Origin of the sequence: Arthrobacter sp. MYb227 (assembly GCF_002975435.1) — a bacterium.
GTDB lineage: Bacteria > Actinomycetota > Actinomycetes > Actinomycetales > Micrococcaceae > Paeniglutamicibacter.
The window spans coordinates 115,978-134,157 of sequence record NZ_PCPT01000007.1; the positions used below are offsets into that span (position 1 = coordinate 115,978).

At 57.5% G+C, this 18,180-nt stretch carries 16 protein-coding genes; 4 read left to right on the forward strand and 12 right to left on the reverse strand.

The annotated features are described in order from the left end of the window. Positions 1–3: 3 nt before the first annotated feature. Both CQ018_RS14215 and CQ018_RS14220 read right to left on the reverse strand, forming a co-directional pair. Complete coding sequence (locus tag CQ018_RS14215; RefSeq protein ID WP_105550671.1) at positions 4–501, reverse strand: VanZ family protein; 498 nt, start codon at positions 499–501, stop codon at positions 4–6. Between the two features lie 77 nt (positions 502–578). Next, positions 579–1,076 (reverse strand): DUF2505 domain-containing protein, encoded by a 498-nt coding sequence (locus tag CQ018_RS14220; protein WP_105550672.1) that lies wholly within the window; start codon positions 1,074–1,076, stop codon positions 579–581. A 174-nt stretch (positions 1,077–1,250) separates the two neighbouring features. On the opposite strand from CQ018_RS14220, the gene mfd reads away from it, so the two are divergent. Continuing rightward, entirely contained in the window at positions 1,251–4,865 is a 3,615-nt protein-coding gene (mfd, locus tag CQ018_RS14225) for a transcription-repair coupling factor (RefSeq protein WP_105550673.1), read from the forward strand. Between the two features lie 91 nt (positions 4,866–4,956). Here mfd and CQ018_RS14230 read toward each other — a convergent pair whose 3' ends face one another. From CQ018_RS14230 to CQ018_RS14250, 5 genes are all read right to left on the reverse strand, one after another. After that, positions 4,957–5,394 (reverse strand): universal stress protein, encoded by a 438-nt coding sequence (locus CQ018_RS14230; protein WP_105550674.1) that lies wholly within the window; start codon positions 5,392–5,394, stop codon positions 4,957–4,959. A 245-nt stretch (positions 5,395–5,639) separates the two neighbouring features. Then, on the reverse strand, positions 5,640–5,885 hold the full coding sequence (locus CQ018_RS14235; protein WP_105550675.1) for a hypothetical protein: 246 nt from the start codon (positions 5,883–5,885) through the stop codon (positions 5,640–5,642). 47 nt (positions 5,886–5,932) lie between these two features. Next, positions 5,933–6,622, reverse strand: a complete 690-nt coding sequence (gene deoC, locus CQ018_RS14240; protein ID WP_105550676.1) for a deoxyribose-phosphate aldolase — start codon at positions 6,620–6,622, stop codon at positions 5,933–5,935. Between the two features lie 131 nt (positions 6,623–6,753). Beyond that, positions 6,754–8,499 carry a phospho-sugar mutase gene (locus CQ018_RS14245; protein ID WP_105550677.1) on the reverse strand — a complete coding sequence of 582 codons (1,746 nt, stop codon included), beginning with the start codon at positions 8,497–8,499 and terminating at the stop codon, positions 6,754–6,756. Positions 8,500–8,544: 45 nt separating this feature from the next. Then, complete coding sequence (locus CQ018_RS14250) at positions 8,545–9,351, reverse strand: purine-nucleoside phosphorylase (protein ID WP_105550678.1); 807 nt, start codon at positions 9,349–9,351, stop codon at positions 8,545–8,547. A gap of 172 nt (positions 9,352–9,523) precedes the next feature. Here CQ018_RS14250 and CQ018_RS14255 point away from each other — a divergent pair, with 172 nt between their 5' ends. Both CQ018_RS14255 and CQ018_RS14260 read left to right on the forward strand, forming a co-directional pair. Beyond that, a complete protein-coding gene (locus CQ018_RS14255; RefSeq protein ID WP_105550679.1) occupies positions 9,524–10,930 on the forward strand; it encodes an NAD(P)H-quinone dehydrogenase in 1,407 nt (468 codons plus the stop codon). Between the two features lie 259 nt (positions 10,931–11,189). Beyond that, complete coding sequence (locus tag CQ018_RS14260; RefSeq protein ID WP_105550680.1) at positions 11,190–12,587, forward strand: MFS transporter; 1,398 nt, start codon at positions 11,190–11,192, stop codon at positions 12,585–12,587. Between the two features lie 104 nt (positions 12,588–12,691). Here the strand turns inward: CQ018_RS14260 and CQ018_RS14265 are convergent, their stop codons facing one another. From CQ018_RS14265 to CQ018_RS14285, 5 genes are all read right to left on the reverse strand, one after another. Next, complete coding sequence (locus CQ018_RS14265; protein WP_219844064.1) at positions 12,692–13,228, reverse strand: DinB family protein; 537 nt, start codon at positions 13,226–13,228, stop codon at positions 12,692–12,694. A 191-nt stretch (positions 13,229–13,419) separates the two neighbouring features. Further along, entirely contained in the window at positions 13,420–15,186 is a 1,767-nt protein-coding gene (locus CQ018_RS14270) for a biotin carboxylase N-terminal domain-containing protein (protein ID WP_105550682.1), read from the reverse strand. A 221-nt stretch (positions 15,187–15,407) separates the two neighbouring features. Continuing rightward, complete coding sequence (locus tag CQ018_RS14275) at positions 15,408–15,713, reverse strand: transcriptional regulator (protein WP_105550683.1); 306 nt, start codon at positions 15,711–15,713, stop codon at positions 15,408–15,410. Beyond that, positions 15,710–16,195: a hypothetical protein gene (locus tag CQ018_RS14280; RefSeq protein ID WP_105550684.1), complete on the reverse strand. Its 486-nt coding sequence runs from the start codon at positions 16,193–16,195 to the stop codon at positions 15,710–15,712. The genes CQ018_RS14275 and CQ018_RS14280 overlap by 4 nt, the downstream gene beginning before the upstream one ends. Next, a complete protein-coding gene (locus CQ018_RS14285) occupies positions 16,192–16,404 on the reverse strand; it encodes a hypothetical protein (RefSeq protein ID WP_105550685.1) in 213 nt (70 codons plus the stop codon). Before CQ018_RS14285 ends, CQ018_RS14280 begins: the two co-directional genes overlap by 4 nt. A gap of 336 nt (positions 16,405–16,740) precedes the next feature. Here CQ018_RS14285 and CQ018_RS14290 point away from each other — a divergent pair, with 336 nt between their 5' ends. Beyond that, complete coding sequence (locus CQ018_RS14290) at positions 16,741–18,165, forward strand: APC family permease (RefSeq protein ID WP_258142628.1); 1,425 nt, start codon at positions 16,741–16,743, stop codon at positions 18,163–18,165. Positions 18,166–18,180 lie beyond the last annotated feature (15 nt).

The window sequence follows — 18,180 nt, forward strand, 5'->3', positions numbered from 1 at the left end:
CTATCAATTCTTTTCGGGGTCAACTGAACTATCGCCGACCAGACTTCCCGGCACACCGTTGACAACCCTAACGTGTTTTTGACGGAAAAATACCAAAATGACCAAAATTGATGCTCCAACAAGTGTTCCAAGCGTATTTGCAAGCACATCAAGAACGCTTGCGCTCCGCTGGGCAAAGAACACCAATTGCGCGGATTCAATGGCCGCAGAAAGCGCAAACCCCAGCGTTGTTGTTTTCAAGATGCGCCATTTTTTGAACAGCTGAGCAACTAAAAATCCAAGTGGAAGAAACATCACAACATTTGAGAGCCACTCGACCAGAGCATAGTTAAACCATCGCGGAATCCCATGCTCGTGCAACCAGCCCAAGATCAAACTGAGCTGTTTACCCGAAGACTGATCAACGGGAGTTGGCCACAACACCACAAGGGCCAAGGCCACCAGATAGAGCACTAAAAGACTCAGTAAAATTCGATGGCCCGGGCGCAACATCTTGAACATCGTCTCAGATCGATTCGCTTTGGCTAATTCCGGCCGAGAACCCCACGGCTCTCGGCCAGAACGTAGCTGTGAATGTGTTAGCCGCGTTCAATCCACGAGGAAACCTTGGCGCCCTGCAGGGTCAAGGCCTTGGAAATGAACGGCTCGGCAGCAGCAGCGATCTTGCCGCCAACAAAGGGGATCGAGGAAGAAACAGTAGCATCAATGCCAAGTGCGGAACCCTGTGCTGTTGCACGCAACGATTCGCTGCCTGCAACGGAAACCGGAAGCGATCCGACGGTGACCTTTAAGGTTGCCTCGCGGGAACCATCGGACGCCGGGGCGCTCCATGATTCAACTTGAGTTACCTCAACGCTCTGGCCAACAAATTTGCGAGCGATTTCCGGTGCACGGTCGGTAGGTAGTGCGCGCACGGTGGTCAGCGTGAATGCTGCAGCGGTGTCGCCAGCAATTTCAAAGCTCTTGAGCTCTCCGCCCACCAAGGAGGTCAGGTGCTCCGCAAAGGCGCGGTCGGTCAGGGTGGCGATGACTGCCTCGGGGGCATGCATCAAATCGGTTGTGGCGTTAAGGGCCATGGGGCAAACTCCGTAAAATAGATCGGCCGAAGCAAACTTTCTTGCGCATCCTAGAGTACCCGGCTCATCTGACAAGAGCTGTACGCTTGAAGTTGCGTACCCCCGGGATCCATCTGGATTCCCGGGTAGTTGTGTTGTATTTGGAACCAGAAAATCTTGAAAGGTAACTAGTCGATGGCGCTTCATGGTCTGCGCAGTGCATTGCGAGCCGATACCTCTTTCTCACGGGTGCATTCAAATGCTGCAACAGACTATGCGGCACGTGCTAATCAACTTGAGATCGCGGCCCCCTCTGGGATGCGACCGGTAATCACCGCCGAAATTATTGAGGCACTACACACCAAAGTTTCTGGCGGAATCGTTCTTGCGGTGACCTCCACGGGACGTGAGGCCGAGGAACTCGTTGCCGGTCTTGCCAGCTATCTGCCCGAAAAAGCGGTCGTCGAATTCCCCTCCTGGGAGACGCTGCCGCATGAGCGACTTTCCCCACGCTCGGACACGGTGGGTCGCCGCCTAGCGGTTTTGCGTCGCTTGGAACTCAAGGATCCGTTGCTGCAGGTCATCGTTGCGCCGATTCGAGCCGTCATTCAACCCCTGGTTGCAGGACTTGGCAAACTTGAAACAGTAGATCTGAAGGTTGGTGATGAATACGCCTTCTCCAATGTTGTGCGCTCTCTAGCCGATGCCGCGTACGCGCGTGTTGATATGGTGACCCACCGTGGTGAATTTGCCGTCCGTGGTGGCATCCTCGATGTCTTTCCACCCACCTATAACCACCCGGTACGCATTGATTTCTTTGGTGATGAAATCGATGCGATGCGTTTCTTCTCAATTGCCGATCAGCGCTCACTTGACCATGAACCGCCATTGTCGATTCAGGCGCCACCGTGCCGCGAACTGCTGATCACCCCCTCCGTCATGTCCAAGGCCGCCAAGCTGCAAGAACAAATGCCCGCGGCGCGTGACATGTTGGCCAAGATTGCCGGCGGCGTTGCCGTTGAAGGCATGGAGTCTTTGGCTCCGGTACTTGTCGAAGCGATGGTGCCGCTGCTGAGCCAACTGCCAGCACAATCAATTGCCTTGGTGATGGAACCCGAGCGTGTGCGTGCTCGCGCCCATGATCTTGAGGCAACGAATGCCGAGTTCCTGGCCGCGGCCTGGGCTACTGCCTCAGATGGAGGGGCTGCCCCGCTTGATCTTTCACAGGCCCAAGCCCAAGCAGCGGCCGACGAACTTGAAGCAGGGAACTTCACCTCCCTGACGCAAACACTTCTCGATGCCCAAAACGCGCAGGTCTCATGGTGGTCACTGACCTCGCTGGGTACCGATACCGAACTGGTTCCCGAAGTTGACGCGGTTCGTATTGATGCTCGTGAACCGCGCGGCTACCAAGGCGATGTTGCCGAAATGATGCAGTTCATTTCCTCACGCATCAAGGATGACTGGCGCATTGTTGTTGCAACCGATGGACCAGGCCCTGCCCAACGCCTTGCCGAGCTCTTCCACGACGCGAACATTCCAACTCACCGCATTGCCTCCCTCGATGAGCAACCCACCGAGGGACTGATCGAGATCACTACGGGTCAGGCGGGCCGTGGTTTCGTACTAGATTCTTTGAAACTTGGTCTGCTGACCGAGGCCGATCTGCTGGGTCGCTCTAGCGCCTATGCGCCGCGCGGTGCCAAGCGTATGGCTGCCAAACGGCGTAATGCTGTTGACCCGCTATCCCTGGTGGAGGGCGACTATGTGGTTCACGAACAGCACGGTATTGCCAAGTTTGTTGAACTCATCGCCCGTAAGGTGGCCGGTGGGGCGGAAGCCAAGCGCGAATATTTGGTTCTTGAGTATGCGCCGTCAAAGCGTGGCGCACCGGGGGATAAGCTCTTTGTTCCCACCGACCAACTTGATCAGATCACTCGTTATGTCGGTGGCGAGACACCAACACTGTCCAAGATGGGTGGATCGGACTGGGCCAGCACCAAGTCCAAGGCGCGCAAAGCGGTCAAGGAGATCGCTGGGGATCTGATCCGGCTTTACTCCGCCCGCATGGCGACCCGCGGGCACACCTTTGCCAAGGACACCCCGTGGCAGTCCGAGCTTGAGGAAGCCTTCGCCTATGTGGAGACCCCGGACCAGCTGACCACCATCAACGAAGTTAAAGCGGACATGGAACGCGAAATCCCCATGGACCGGCTCATCTCCGGCGATGTAGGCTTCGGCAAGACCGAGATTGCCGTACGAGCAGCATTCAAAGCGGTACAGGACTCCAAACAGGTCGCGGTGTTGGTTCCAACCACGCTGCTGGCCTCCCAACACCAGCAGACCTTCACCGAACGTTACGCCGGCTTCCCGGTGCGCGTACGCACGCTCTCACGCTTCCAAAGCGCCAAGGAGTCTAAGGGCATCATTGAGGAGCTAAAAAACGGCACAGTTGATGTGGTCATTGGCACCCACCGGTTGCTCTCGGACACCGTGCAGTTTAAGGACTTGGGGTTGGTGATTGTCGATGAGGAACAGCGCTTCGGTGTTGAGCACAAGGAACAGCTCAAAAAAATGCGCACCAACGTCGATGTGCTCTCCATGTCCGCAACCCCGATCCCGCGCACCCTGGAGATGTCGCTGACCGGTATCCGCGAGACCTCCACGCTGGCCACCCCGCCGGAGGAACGCCACCCGGTGCTCACCTATGTGGGTCCGCGCACCGACAAACAGATTTCCGCGGCCATCCGCCGCGAATTGATGCGTGACGGGCAGGTGTTCTTCGTGCACAACCGGGTCTCCTCGATCGACAAGGTAGCAGCCGAACTGCGCGAACTGGTCCCCGAGGCCCGGGTGGAGGTGGCACACGGCAAGATGAGCGAATCCCGGCTGGAAAAGATCATCCAGGACTTCTGGGAGAAGAAATTCGATGTGCTGGTCTCTACCACCATCATCGAGACCGGCCTTGATATTTCAAACGCCAATACCTTGATTGTCGATAAGGCGGATAACTACGGGCTGTCCCAGCTGCACCAGTTGCGTGGACGCGTGGGACGTGGCCGCGAACGTGCCTACGCCTACTTCCTCTGGAACGCTGAGAAACCCTTGGGTGAGGTCGCGCTGGAGCGTCTCAAGGCCGTTGCCGCGCACAACGAATTGGGCTCCGGTTACCAGCTGGCCATGAAGGACCTGGAAATCCGCGGTGCCGGTAATCTGCTCGGCGGCGAACAATCCGGGCACATTGCCGGGGTTGGCTTCGACTTGTATCTACGTCTGGTGGGCGAGGCGGTTGCCGATTTCAAGGGCGAGAGCGAGGAAAAGACCGCGGAGATGAAGATCGAGTTGCCGGTGAATGCTCATCTTCCCCACGATTACGTGCCCGGCGAGCGGCTGCGCCTGGAGGCCTACCGGAAGATTGCCGCGGCCACAGACTTTGAGGGGCTCGAGGAGGTGCACGCGGAGCTGGTGGACCGCTATGGTCAGCCGCCGGCACCCGTGGTGAACCTGCTGGAGGTTGCGCGAATTCGTATTCGGGCCCGAGCTCTGGGGCTGACCGATGTAGCAATGGTGGGTAACTTTATTAAGTTTGCCCCGGCGGCTATCCCGAATCTTCCGGATTCGCGCCAGCTGCGTATTGCCCGCATGTATAAGGGCGCTGCCGATAAGCAGGCCTTGGAGGCAATCTTCATTCCCAAGCCCAAATCTTCCCCGGTGGGTGGGCGGGATCTTGTTGATGAGCAGATTCTTGAGTGGGTTTCCTCGGTGCTTTCAAATATCTTTGAGCCGGAACCGCTGCGCGTTAAGAGCTAAGGGTGGCTTAGGAAACCAGCGACAGATGGCTGTGTCCCCACACCAAAGCGGTGGGGGACACAGCCATCTGTTAATGACTTGTGTTGAAGTCTTACTTCTCGGTCTTTTCGCCGTGGTGAATCAGAACAGGGCAGTGCGCGTGGGCAGCAAGCGAACTGGAAACCGAACCGAGGAGCAGCCCCTTGAAGCCTCCGCGACCGCGGGTTCCCATGATGAGCATCGCTGCGTCCTTTGAGGCATCAATCAGGGTTGGTGCCGCAGGACCCATGACTACTTCGCGCGTCAGGTTTTCCGGCACATTCTCACCGAAGGCCTGGGTGATTGCTGCATCCAGTGCGGTGCGGGCATCTGCTTCGGGGGCCCAATCGGGGGTGTAGTCTTCAAGCGCAATGCGCGGCAGCCATGATGCAAACGCCTGCAGTTCGTGCCCCAGCGCCTTGGATAGTGGTGCTGCGTAGCGTAGGGCTTCAATTGACTGAGGCGATCCGTCAACACCAACGATGATTTTGGTGCTTGGGGTGTTTTCCATGTGAAGCTCTCATTTCTGCAGCTAGCGGATCTATATCGGATCACCAATGATCCGTTGACTTCATCATACCCGTCATCGTCAGGCCTTTTCTACGTGCTGTAGAAATGTTGCTGAGGGTGATGCCAGAAGACTTTTCATGCTCCGAGTACCCGATTAAACAACTCAGGACGCCTACTTCCCCCCCGTGCCACCACAACGCTGCGGGGGATGGGGGAAGTAAGCGTCCTGAAGGGAGTTGAAACGCCCTACTTCTTTGAGGCTGCCTCGGCGGGATCGCGATCCGAGATGCCCATGATGTGCTGCGGAATTGCGAAAGCCAGCACGAAGAGCACGAAGCAAGAAATGCCCGGGATCCAAGCATTTTCCAGCGTCCAGAACGACAGCGAGTAGATCGCGCCGCAGAAGATGGCCAGGAAGACGATAGTAGCGATCAGGTTACCAACGAAGCGTCCCTGACCCGAGTGGGCCAGATTCTTGCCGTTCGAGTACACAGCGATTCTCCTTGAAAGTATGTTCTATGCCGAGGGACGTACGAGGATTAGTAGCCTTCGGTTCCGAGTTCACCCTCTACAATAGCAACTCCGGAGCTCGAACCGAGCCTCGTGGCCCCGGCAGCAATCATTGCGCGCGCAGTTTCAAGTGAACGTACACCGCCCGAGGCCTTGACCCCGAGGTCGGGACCGACGGTTGCGCGCATTAATGCTACGTCTTGCAGTGTTGCTCCACCTCCGGCAAACCCGGTTGAGGTCTTCACAAAGTCGGCTCCGGCACTCACCGATGCGCGGCAGGCCAACACCTTTTCATCGTCGGTCAGTAGCGAGGTTTCGATGATGACCTTCAAAATGGCGCCACTTTCGTGAACCGCATCGGCGATCGCCGAAATATCTGCAACCAGGGCCGCCTCGTCTCCGGCCTTGGCCGCAGCGATATTGATGACCATATCGATTTCCTTGGCACCATCGGCAATTGCTCCGCGAGCCTCAAAGACCTTTGACGCGGTGGTGGTGGCACCAAAGGGGAATCCAATGACCGAGCACGTCAAGACACCGCTGCCGGCCAACGCCTCGGTGACCGTGGAAACCCACAGTGGGTTCACGCATACCGAGAAGAACTTGTATTTTGCTGCCTCGGCACAAATGCGCTGGATATCTGCACCCGATGCGTCAGCAGCCAAGATGGTGTGGTCAATGTAGGAAGCGATGTTGGCGCTCGTTGGTTCGTTGCTCATCAGGTTCTGACTCCTTGAGATAGGTAGGCCGTGGGGGGCATGGGAAAAATGAAATGAGTACCTTGGGCGAGGAACTGGCGCTACCGTAAAAAATGGTAGGTCTACGTTCTCACCGGATTCTTGATCGGGAGCTATCCGGCCAACAGCCGTGAAAGCTCTCGTTTAATGGTGTCCAGCTTTTCTTGACCCGCTACGCGCAAGGATGGCAGCTGCTGCGCGTCCGTGGCCTGCGAAATAATTTCGAGGTAGCACTTGAGTTTTGGTTCCGTTCCCGAGGGACGAATGATCACACGGGTATTGGCCTCGGTCAGAAATAGCAGCCCATCGGTGGGTGGCAGGTGAGCGCCTAAACTCAAATCCTCGAACTGGGCAACGGTTTCACCAGCTAATTCCCTAGGTGGGTTGGCACGTAACGACTCCATCATGGTTCCCAGTAGCCCCAGATCTTTGACCCGCAACGATAATTGATCGGTTTGGTGGGCGCCGTGAGCCAAAGCCAGCGCATCTAGTACCTGCGGGAAGCCGGAATTCGCTGCCTTGAGCTCGGCAGCGTATTCGGCAAGTAGCAGGGCCGCTGAAATGCCATCCTTGTCACGGACCAAATCCGGAGCAACGCAATAGCCAAGGGCTTCTTCGTAACCGTATGCCAGGTCGGGGGTGCGTGAAATCCATTTGAATCCGGTCAACGTCTGCCGATGCCCCAAGCCCCGCAGTGCAGCAATCGAGGCAAGCATGCGAGAAGAGACTATTGAGTTAGCAAAGACCGAGTCCTGGGAAGCCGTTTGGGCGATGCGTGTGCCCAGTAACCATCCGACCTCGTCCCCGCGCAGCATTCGCCATCCGGTGTCCGGGAAGTTTACCGCCGCGGCACAACGATCGGCATCGGGGTCATTGGCAATCACCAGATCTGCGCCGGTGCGCTGGGCTAGGGCCACCGCAAGATCTATGGCCCCGGGTTCTTCCGGATTGGGAAAAGCCACGGTGGGAAAATCAGGATCCGGGTGTTCTTGTTCGGCAACGATTGCCACGTGAGAAAAACCTGAAGCGGCAAAGCCGGTGGCCATGGTGTGCCCACCAACTCCATGCATGGGAGTCAGCACTATTTTTAGTGCAGCACGTGCCAGGGCAAGATCCGCCGTTGGCGCATCCTCAATAGCCGTGAGCAGCCCGGTGATCTTTTCAAGGTATGCGGCCTCAATATCACCGGGTTCGGCCCGGCCCGGCAGGACCTTCCATCCGGTGTGTGCGAGTGCAATATCGATCATTGGTTCATCGTGATTGATTTGGGCCGCGATCTGCGCATCGGCAGGGGTGACGATCTGCGCACCGGAACCCCAGCCGGGCTCGGCCTTGCCGCCCAGATACACCTTGTACCCATTATCTGCCGGTGGATTATGGCTTGCGGTGACCATGATCCCGGCATCGGCCGCAAATTCTCGCACCGCCCAGGCCAGCACGGGAGTAGGAAGAGCCATCGGCATCAAAGAAACCGTGATCCCCGCCGCGGTAAGGATGGCCGCCGACTCGGAAGCAAAAACATCGGAGTTGTAGCGCGCATCAAAACCAATGACTGCCGAGGGCACATAGGTGCCCTTGGCGCGCTGACGTAGGAAGCGGCCGATCCCCGCAGCGGTACGCCGCACCACCATTGAATTCATCCGGTTAGGTCCCGCGCCTAGTTCTGCTCGCAACCCGGCCGTACCAAAGGCAAGGTTTCCGGCAAACCTATCGGCAAGCTCCAGCGCAGCGCTGTCATCACCGCTTCGAACCTTTTCACATAACTGCCGCAGCTGGGCCTGGGTGTTTTCATCGGGGTCCTGCTGTGCCCACGCGCTGGCGCGCTCAAGGAGCTCGGTGAGTGAAGGGTCCTGCATCATCGGATGGTTCCTTTGAAAAATGCTGCGGCGGTCAGGGGAGCTTGTTTAGAGCTTGGCGATGATCTGCGCCAAGAGGGCCGAAATGCGTGGCCCTGCTGCGGCTCCGGCTTCGATGACTTCCTCGTGGCTCAAAGCTGTCTTAGAGATGCCCGCGGCAAGGTTGGTGACCAGCGAGATGCCAAAGACTTCCATGCCTGCATGGCGTGCTGCAATTGCTTCAAGCGCCGTTGACATGCCAACCAGGTCGGCACCGATAACCTTTGCGTACTGCACCTCGGCCGGGGTCTCGTAATGCGGGCCGGTGAACTGGGCATAGACACCCTGATCGAGGGTGGAATCTACCTCACGGGCAAGATCGCGAATGCGTGAAGAGTATAGATCTGTTAAGTCAACGAATGTTGCGCCCTCCAGCGGGGAGGTGGCGGTGAGGTTAATATGATCGGCAATCAGTACCGGAGTCCCGGGGGTCCAGGCCGGGTTCAAACCGCCACAGCCATTGGTCAGCACCATGGTCTTGGCCCCGGCGGCTGCTGCGGTGCGCACTCCGTGAACAACCGCGCGTACGCCCTGACCTTCATAGAAGTGGGTACGTGCACCGAGCACCAGCACGCGCTTGCCTCCGGTGGTCAGCACCGAAGAGATGGTTCCAACATGGCCCGGGACCGAGGCTGCATGGAAGCCGGGAAGTTCCGTGGCCTCGATGCGGTGGGTTGTTTCACCGATGAGGTTTGCGGCATCCCCCCAGCCGGAGCCCAGCACCAAGGCAATGTCGTGGGAAGGTACACCGGTAATGTCGGCGATCTTGTGGGCGGCGGCGGTGGCCAGGGCAAAGGGGTCAATAGCGTTATCCATCACGAGGTTAAACCTACAGCTGTAAGCGCTTAATGTCAGCTAGTTAGCCACCACACACCACACGGTGTTAGAACCGCTAGTAACCATCGGACACCCAAGAATTGATCTCAGGTGGGCACGAGAAACCCAAGGGTTGTGCACTATTGGCTTAGGTAGGGGAGAATAAGGGATCGTGAGTGCACAACACGATTTCAGTTCCCATAGGCTTGTAATTCTAGGTGGCGGCCCCGGCGGCTATGAGGCGGCCATGGTTGGCGCTCAGCTTGGAGCGCAGGTCACCATCGTCGAACGCGCGGGAATGGGCGGCTCGGCCGTTTTGACCGACGTAGTTCCTTCTAAAACGCTGATCGCCACCGCGGATGCCATGCGCCGCGTCTCGGGCGCGCGTGAATTCGGTGTCAAGGTTGGTGAAGATACCACCGAAGCCGTTGCAAACCTTTCAATAGTCAACGCTCGACTGCTCAAGCTTGCCCGGGATCAGTCCTCGGACATCCATGTTGGCCTTGAACGCGTTGGAGTACGCGTTGTCATTGGCGAAGGCAAGCTTCTCGATGCCAAAACCGTTGAGGTATCGCGTGCCGATGGCAGCACCGAGCGCATTGAGGCAGACGCCCTGCTCATCTCCGTTGGCGCACACCCGCGCGAACTGCCCACCGCGGTTCCCGATGGGGAGCGAATCTTCAACTGGACCCAGGTCTACAATCTTAAAGAAATCCCCGAACACCTGATCGTCATTGGTTCCGGTGTTACGGGTGCCGAGTTCGCCTCGGCCTACAACCTTCTGGGCACCAAGGTCACGCTGGTCTCCTCGCGTGATCGCGTGCTTCCGGGTGAAGATGCTGATGCGGCCGAGGTCTTGGAGGAGGCCTTCAAGCGCAATGGCGTCAATGTGGTGGCACAGGCTCGTGCGGAGGCAGTGGTCCGCGACGGCGACGTCGTGCGGGTAACCCTTGGTGACGGTCGTGTGCTGGAGGGTAGCCACTGCCTGGTAGCCGTGGGTTCCATCCCGAACACCGCTGACATCGGACTCGAGGCCGCTGGCGTGCAGCTGACCGAGTCGGGCCACATCAAGGTCGATGGTGTTTCGCGCACCACCGCCACCAACGTCTACGCGGCAGGTGACTGCACCGGGGTGTTCGCACTTGCCTCGGTAGCAGCAATGCAGGGCCGCATCGCGATGGCTCACCTGCTTGGTGACTCCGTGAAACCGCTGAAGCTCAACGAGGTCTCCTCAAACATCTTCACCTCCCCGGAGATTGCCACCGTCGGTGTTTCCCAGCGCATGGTGGCCGAAGGCAAGTACCAAGCGGACATCATCAAGCTGGATCTTGCGACAAACGCACGCGCCAAGATGATGAACATCGACCAAGGTTTCGTGAAGATTATTTCGCGTCGTGGATCGGGCACCGTCATCGGTGGTGTCGTGGTTGCCCCGCGCGCCTCGGAGTTGATTTTCTCGATCGCGCTGGCGGTGCACAATAAACTGCACGTTGATGATGTGGCTGAGACTTTCTCGGTCTACCCGTCGCTTTCCGGTTCGATTTCCGAGGCCTCGCGCCGCCTGCACGTACATCTCTAAATAACTACACACGCCCTCTCAACAGGCCGGTGGCAAAACTTTCGAGTTTTGCCACCGGCCTGTTGGTGTGTGAGGTGTGTGAAGAGAGCTTGACTATTTTTTGACGATGCCCAATGCCTGTGATGTGGGGCTCATGGATCCGAGGAAATGTTGATAAATCATCATAAAGTGTCCACATATTGGACGGTCTCGTCCAACTGCTGAACACAGACCTAAGATTGAGGGTAGTTATATCCATACCCCCAGAGAATTCTGAGTCATGTCTTCAACAGCACCGGTCACGACACCCCAGGCGAACACCCGGGGACGCGTGTTATTTGCCAGCCTCATTGGTACAACCATTGAGTTCTTCGATTTCTATGCCTATGCCACAGCATCGGTACTAGTCTTCCCGACGCTCTTCTTCCCGAACGCCTCGAACGTGAATGCAATTCTTTCCTCGTTCGCCATTTTCGGTGTCGCCTTTATTGCACGTCCCGTGGGCTCGGTACTCTTTGGGCACTTTGGCGACAAGATTGGCCGCAAGGGAACCCTTGTTGCTTCGCTGCTGTTGATGGGTATCGCAACGTTCCTGATCGGCTTCCTGCCACCGGCGCAGGGTAACTTCGTGGTCCTAGCACCACTGATGCTGGTGCTCCTACGCTTTGCACAGGGCCTGGCTCTGGGTGGCGAATGGTCGGGTGCCGCGCTGCTGGCCACCGAAAACGCGCCCGCTAACAAGCGAGCCATCTACGGCACCTTCCCGCAGCTAGGTGCCCCCATCGGCTTTATTATCGCCAATGTCATCTTTGTGGTGCTGCAGACAACCTTGACCGACGCACAGTTCATGTCTTGGGGCTGGCGTATTCCGTTCCTGCTGTCCGCGGTGATGGTCGCCGTTGGCCTGTGGGTGCGACTTAAGCTGGTTGAATCTGCATCATTCACCAAGGTTGTCGAGCAGAAAAAGGTTGCCAAGTCTCCGTTTAAGGTGACCATGAAGTACCACTGGCGCCCCACCCTTGCCGGCACATTCATTATGTTGGCGACCTACGTGCTCTTCTACCTGATGACCTCCTTCACGCTGACCTACGGTACGGCTCCGGCAACGGTAGAGGCCGCGCGTGCCGCAGCCGAAGCCAAGGGCAAGGTCTTTGATGCAGCGGCAGAGGCAGCCTTTGCCCCGGGCCTTGGCATTGCACGTCCCGAATTCCTGACCATGCTGATTATCGGTGTTGTCTTCTTCGGTATCTTCACCGTTGTTTCGGGTCCGCTGGCCGAAAAGTTTGGCCGACGCAAATTCTTGATTGCCGTAACTCTGGGGATTTTGGTCTTCGGTTTGGCATGGACGTTCATGTTCGGCCCGGGTAAGGCCGCCGCGATGGTTGGACTGATCGTGGGCTTCACCCTGATGGGCCTGACCTTCGGGCCCATGGCCGCTTATCTTCCCGAGCTCTTCCCCTCCAACGTTCGCTACACCGGATCGGCTGTTGCCTACAATATGTCTTCGGTGATCGGTGCGGCCCCGGCCTCCTTCGTGGCAATTGCCCTGTGGCAATTCGGTGGTGGAAATACCGTCTGGGTTGGTGTCTACCTGGCCATTGGCGCGGTACTGACGCTCATCGCCTTGTTCCTGACCAAGGACACAACACACGTCGACTACGAGAACAACGTCTCCTAGCTCGAAATCGCTGCGGAACGCGATAACTACCGCAAGCACACTTCCGGCGTCCAGTTCCCTCACAAGGGGAACCCTGGGCGCCGGAGGCGGTTAACTCACGTGCGTTATTCGCCAACTACCCCATCAAGGCATTCGCGCAGCAAGTCCGCGTGCCCGTTGTGCCGTGAATACTCCTCGATCAGATGGGTAAGGATCCAACGAACCGAGACCTCACCATGACCGGTGATGTGCACCGTTGCTTCCATGGATTCCTGGCTCAGCGCAGCATCGCTAAACGCAGTTTCCTTATGCCAGACCCGCCACGACTTTGGCACCAGCTCGGTTTGATTGTAGGGAAACTCAAAATCTGTGTCATTGCCATCGGCATGCCAATAGAGTTGCTTCTTTGACTGCCCCAGCAGATGGATGCGCACCCAAAATCGTTCAACATCACTTAGATGCCGCAGTAACCCCAGCAAAGACATGGCTGAGGGTGGGACAGATCGGGTAGCCAGCTGGGCATCGGTGAGCCCCGCGCACTTGGCGGCAAAAGTTTGGCGTTGATAGGTCAGGAAGCCGAGCAAGGTCTCCCGTTCGCTGCCACAGGGCGGGGGATTGGTGCGCGGGTCAACCTCATCACGTGCGTACATTGGTGTGCCCATAAGCAAAGCTTAGGCCTAGCAAGGCAGTAGGGAGCAAGAGATTACTAATTCAAAGCATTGAAATGGATCCCAACGCCATATTTGCATGTACGGGCCACTGGACTGGACCGAGCGCAAAAGGAAGGCCCGAGCGTTTTCGATAAAGAAAACACTCGGGCCCACCTAACGCCTCATTTCAGAGGCCAAACAAGTCATTCACCGATGGTTGCCAGCACGGTACCCGCGGAGACGGTATCCCCGGCAACGGCACTGAGCCCACAGACAATTCCAGCACGGTGTGCGGTCAGCGGCTGTTCCATCTTCATTGCTTCAAGCACGACGATCAAATCACCCTCGGCAACCTCGGCGCCATCCTCTACAGCAACCTTGACGATGGTTCCCTGCATGGGGGAGACCAGATCGGCTCCGGAAGCACCGGTGGATGAGCCGCCACGCGTGGTGCGCTTCTTCTTCTTTGACTTGGTGCCATTGGAAGAGGACAGTGAGCCCAGCGAGGAAGGCAAGACAACCTCAAGACGCTTTCCGCCCACCTCAACGGTGATTGCATTGCGCTCGGATTCCTCGCCCGCGGTACCAGCGGTTGCCGGATCCCAGGCCGGAATATCATTGGTGAATTCGGTTTCAATCCAGCGGGTATGCACCGAGAACGGGCCGGATTCCGGGGTGAATGCCGCATCTGCCATGACTGCACGGTGGAATGGAAGCACCGTGGGCATGCCCTCGATTTGGTATTCCTCAAGCGCGCGACGGGCACGAGCCGCTGCCTGCTGGCGGGTAGCACCGGTGACGATCAGCTTGGCGATCATCGAATCGAAGTTACCGGACACTGTTTCTCCGGCTTCAACGCCGGAGTCAATGCGCACGCCCGGGCCGGTTGGAAGTTTCATGGTGGTGATGGTGCCCGGAGCCGGCATGAATCCGCGGCCTGCATCTTCACCGTTGATACGGAATTCAAACGAGTGACCGCGCACCTCGGGATCGGTGTAACCGAGTTCTTCGCCGCGAGCCAGACGGAACTGTTCGCGTACCAGGTCAATGCCCGTGACTTCCTCGGAAATCGTGTGCTCAACCTGCAGGCGCGTGTTGACCTCTAGGAACGAGATGACCCCGTCCTGGCCTACGAGGAATTCGCAGGTGCCGGCACCCACGTAGCCGGCCTCACGCATGATGGCCTTCGAGGCCTCGTAAAGCCGAGTGTTCTGCTCTTCGGTGAGGAAGGGAGCCGGGGCTTCTTCAACGAGTTTCTGGTTACGACGCTGCAGTGAACAGTCGCGCGTTGAAACAACAACCACGTTGCCGTGTGCATCGGCAAGGCACTGGGTCTCCACGTGGCGCGGGGCATCTAGGAAGCGCTCGACGAAGCATTCCCCACGGCCAAAGGCAGCAACTGCCTCACGGACGGCGGATTCGTAGGCTTCGGGAATTTCTTCGCGGTTACGTACTACCTTGATGCCGCGCCCGCCGCCGCCGTAGGCGGCCTTGATGGCAAGTGGCAGTCCGAATTCATCGGCGAAGGCGAGGACTTCTTCGGTTGATTCAACCGGGTCCTTGGTACCGGGCACCAGTGGGGCGCCAACCTTTTCAGCCAAGTGGCGGGCCTGGACCTTGTCACCGAGCTGGTCGATGGCGTCCGGGGAAGGGCCAATCCAGATGAGCCCGGCGTCGATGACGGCTTGGGCAAAAATGGCGTTTTCGGCCAAGAAGCCGTAGCCGGGGTGGATTGCATCCGCGCCCGAACGCTTGGCGACCTCGATGATCTTTTCGATGCTCAGGTAGGAATCTGCCGCTGTGGCACCACCCAGCGAATAGGCCTCATCGGCAAGACGTGCATGCAGTGCGTCGCGGTCTGGTTCGGCGTAAACGGCAACCGAACCAATACCTTCGTCGCGAGCTGCACGGATAATGCGTACTGCGATTTCTCCGCGGTTGGCGATGAGAACCTTAGTCAACTGACTCATGGCAGGGTGATCTCCTTAAATGTGCTCTTGTGGAGCCTACCCGCGGTTGTGGGATATATACCCACAAAACACCCTGTGTCGGGTGTAAGTCACCTATTTATTGTAGGAAGTCTACAAAAATGGTGCCGACCTCCGCCGCGTACAGGATGAATCTTCAGTCAGCTGGCCAGTGTCCCTCCAGAAACATGCCCGTAGCGGCATGTCTTATCTGGACCGGCTGGCTATTGCCCCTGTGCAATGGCATTGAGCGCCGCGAGATGCTTGCTCCAGGTGTCTCGCCCCTCAGTGGTTAGTGAGAGCCATGTGCGTGGGCGCTTGCCTATGAATCCTTTGCGGATTTTCACGATCCCCGCGCTTTCTAGTGCTGAGGCTTGCCGGCTCAGAACCGAGTCAGAAACCTGCAGATGATCGCGCACCACCTTGAATTCGCTTTCCTCGGTCCCGGCCAGTGCCGCAACCAGGGAAAACCTCACCGGATGCGCTAGATCCTCACATAGTTGGTGGCGTGGATGTTCGACGGCGGTCATTTCTGTGCCTCCAGCCACGTTGCCACGAGCGCGTTGAGCGTGATAGCCCCGGAAACCAACAAGGTGAACCAGAGTGTATCGATGGCAATGGTGGTTCCTAGGCCCACCCCAACGATCCACAGCGCTGCCCAGATGGCCATGAAGCGGATCCAGCGTTTGCTAAACCCCTGCTTGGTCGAGCGGCCGAAGACCATCATGACCACCATGAAAATTCCTAGCCAGATCAGCATCGCGATCAATGGGATGGAAATCAGGGACTGATCGAAGCGCCCCACGAGCCAGAAAGAAATGAGTGAGAGCGAGCTGATGGCACTGAGGCCTAAAAGCATGGTGATGTGAGGCCAGCTGGCTCCTGCACGAGAAGCTGCGCCAAGTCGGCCCGCCTCTTGGAGCATGTCACGCGCCGACTGGGCCGAAATGCCGGGTCCCTCCGCGGGATTGTTTTGCGCCGAGGGGTCGGAGGGGGTGCTGTTGTTGCTCATGCCGATTCACGTTCCTTCTTTTTCACCGAGGCGTAAGTTGAAGACCATACGGCACCGCTCAGGGCCGCAATCGTGGAAGATATAACCAAGAGTCCCTGACTTTGGATGGCTAGCCCATAAATGAACAATGCAGTCATGCAGGCGATTGCCCCGGTGAAACCGATTGCAAGGTAGCGGAAAGTTATCTTTGAGTTCGTTGAGGTGTTCATGATGCTCCTTCGGTACGTTGTTGTATCTACAGCCTAGAAAGTACTTTCCATTTCTGCAAGTACTTTCCGTGAAATTCTTTGATTTTCTCTGGAGAGTGCGACTGGCGCCATGTCGGGATGGCATTTGGGGGATGGGTGAGTGGTGTGGTGCGAAATGCGTGCAGCAAATGCCGGAATCACCGCGAAAAACTCATCATTATTTTCAAAGTGCATTCCATATCGTCCGTAATCCTCGAAGTGCTCAACGAAAACCCTTGTCGATGGATCGAATCTCTGGCAGAGTGACGCAGGTTACACTGTTCGGTTTTCTTGGTTCCCCAACAGAGGAGTGCACTCTTGGCAAAAGATGCGCCACAGCTTCGCCGCGTACTTGGAATGTCAGGCCTAGTTCTATTCGGACTTGCCTACATGGTTCCCCTCGCAGTTTTTGATACCTTCGGCATCGTCACCAATATGACCTCCGGTCATTTGCCGGCCGCATATGTAGTCACAACAATCGCCATGCTTTTTACCGCCTTTAGCTACGGGCAAATGTCGCGAGCCATCCCCAAATCCGGTTCCGCCTACGCCTATGCGCGCAGTGCCTTCGGTGGCGAGATCGGCTTCATGGCCGGCTGGGGACTAATGCTCGACTACGTATTGCTCCCCATGCTCGACGCCATGGTCATCTCGATTTATCTACACGCAAGCTTCCCGGACATCCCGGCGGGGATCTTCATCGTCGCGGTACTTGCACTTTCTACGGCGCTCAACGTTATTGGCATCCGGCTTTTGGTCAAGGCAAACTTCATTCTCATCGCGGTTCAGGTAGTTTTCCTCATTACCTTCTTCGCGCTCGGCCTGCGTGCCGTGGCCCAGGGTGAAGCGCCAAACTTCTTGGCTCCGCTGCTCAGCCCCGCGATGCAGGGCTCGGAGATCTTCGGCGGAGCGGCAATTCTCTGCCTAGCTTTCTTGGGCTTCGATGCCGTATCAACACTCGCCGAGGAAGCCAAAGACCCCAAAAAACAGGTACCCAGGGCCATCATGCTCGTCACGCTCTGCGGTGGCGTCATCTTTACCGCAACTGCCTACATCGCAGCCATCTCATTCCCCAACTGGCAGGACTTTGTTGATATTGAATCCGCGGGACTCGAGGTCATGCAAGACGTCGGTGGCATCGTGCTCGGAGCCTTCTTCGTGGCGGCATATTGCGCTGGTTCATTCGCCTCGGCCATGACCTCGCAGGCCAGCGTCTCACGCATCCTGTATTCGATGGGGCGCGACGGTGTGCTGCCGCGGAAAATCTTTGGCGCGCTGTCCGAACGCTTCCGCACCCCACTGCTGGGTATCCTCTTGGTCGGTGCCATCGGTCTGCTGGGGATCTGGTTGGACCTAGACACGCTGTCCTCAATGATTAGCTTCGGCGCACTCTTTGCTTTCTCGATGGTGAACCTGGCCACCATCAAGCACTTCGTGATCGATAAGCACCAGCGCACCCCGCTAGATCTGCTGCGCTACGGGCTGATCCCGGCCGTCGGTTTCTGCCTGACCGTATGGCTATGGACCTCGCTGTCAGGACTGACCTTCATGATCGGCCTGTCCTGGCTGGCGCTGGGTGCCATCCAGCTCGCCTACATCACCGGTGGATTCAAGCGACGACCGCCGGAACTAGATCCATACGCAGATGTTGAATCCCTGATTCTCGACGATGATCCGGATGTAGGTTCGGCGCTACACCCGGAACTCGACGCGCAGGAGGAACTGAAGAAAGTCCTGAAGTAGGAAAATCACGACCGG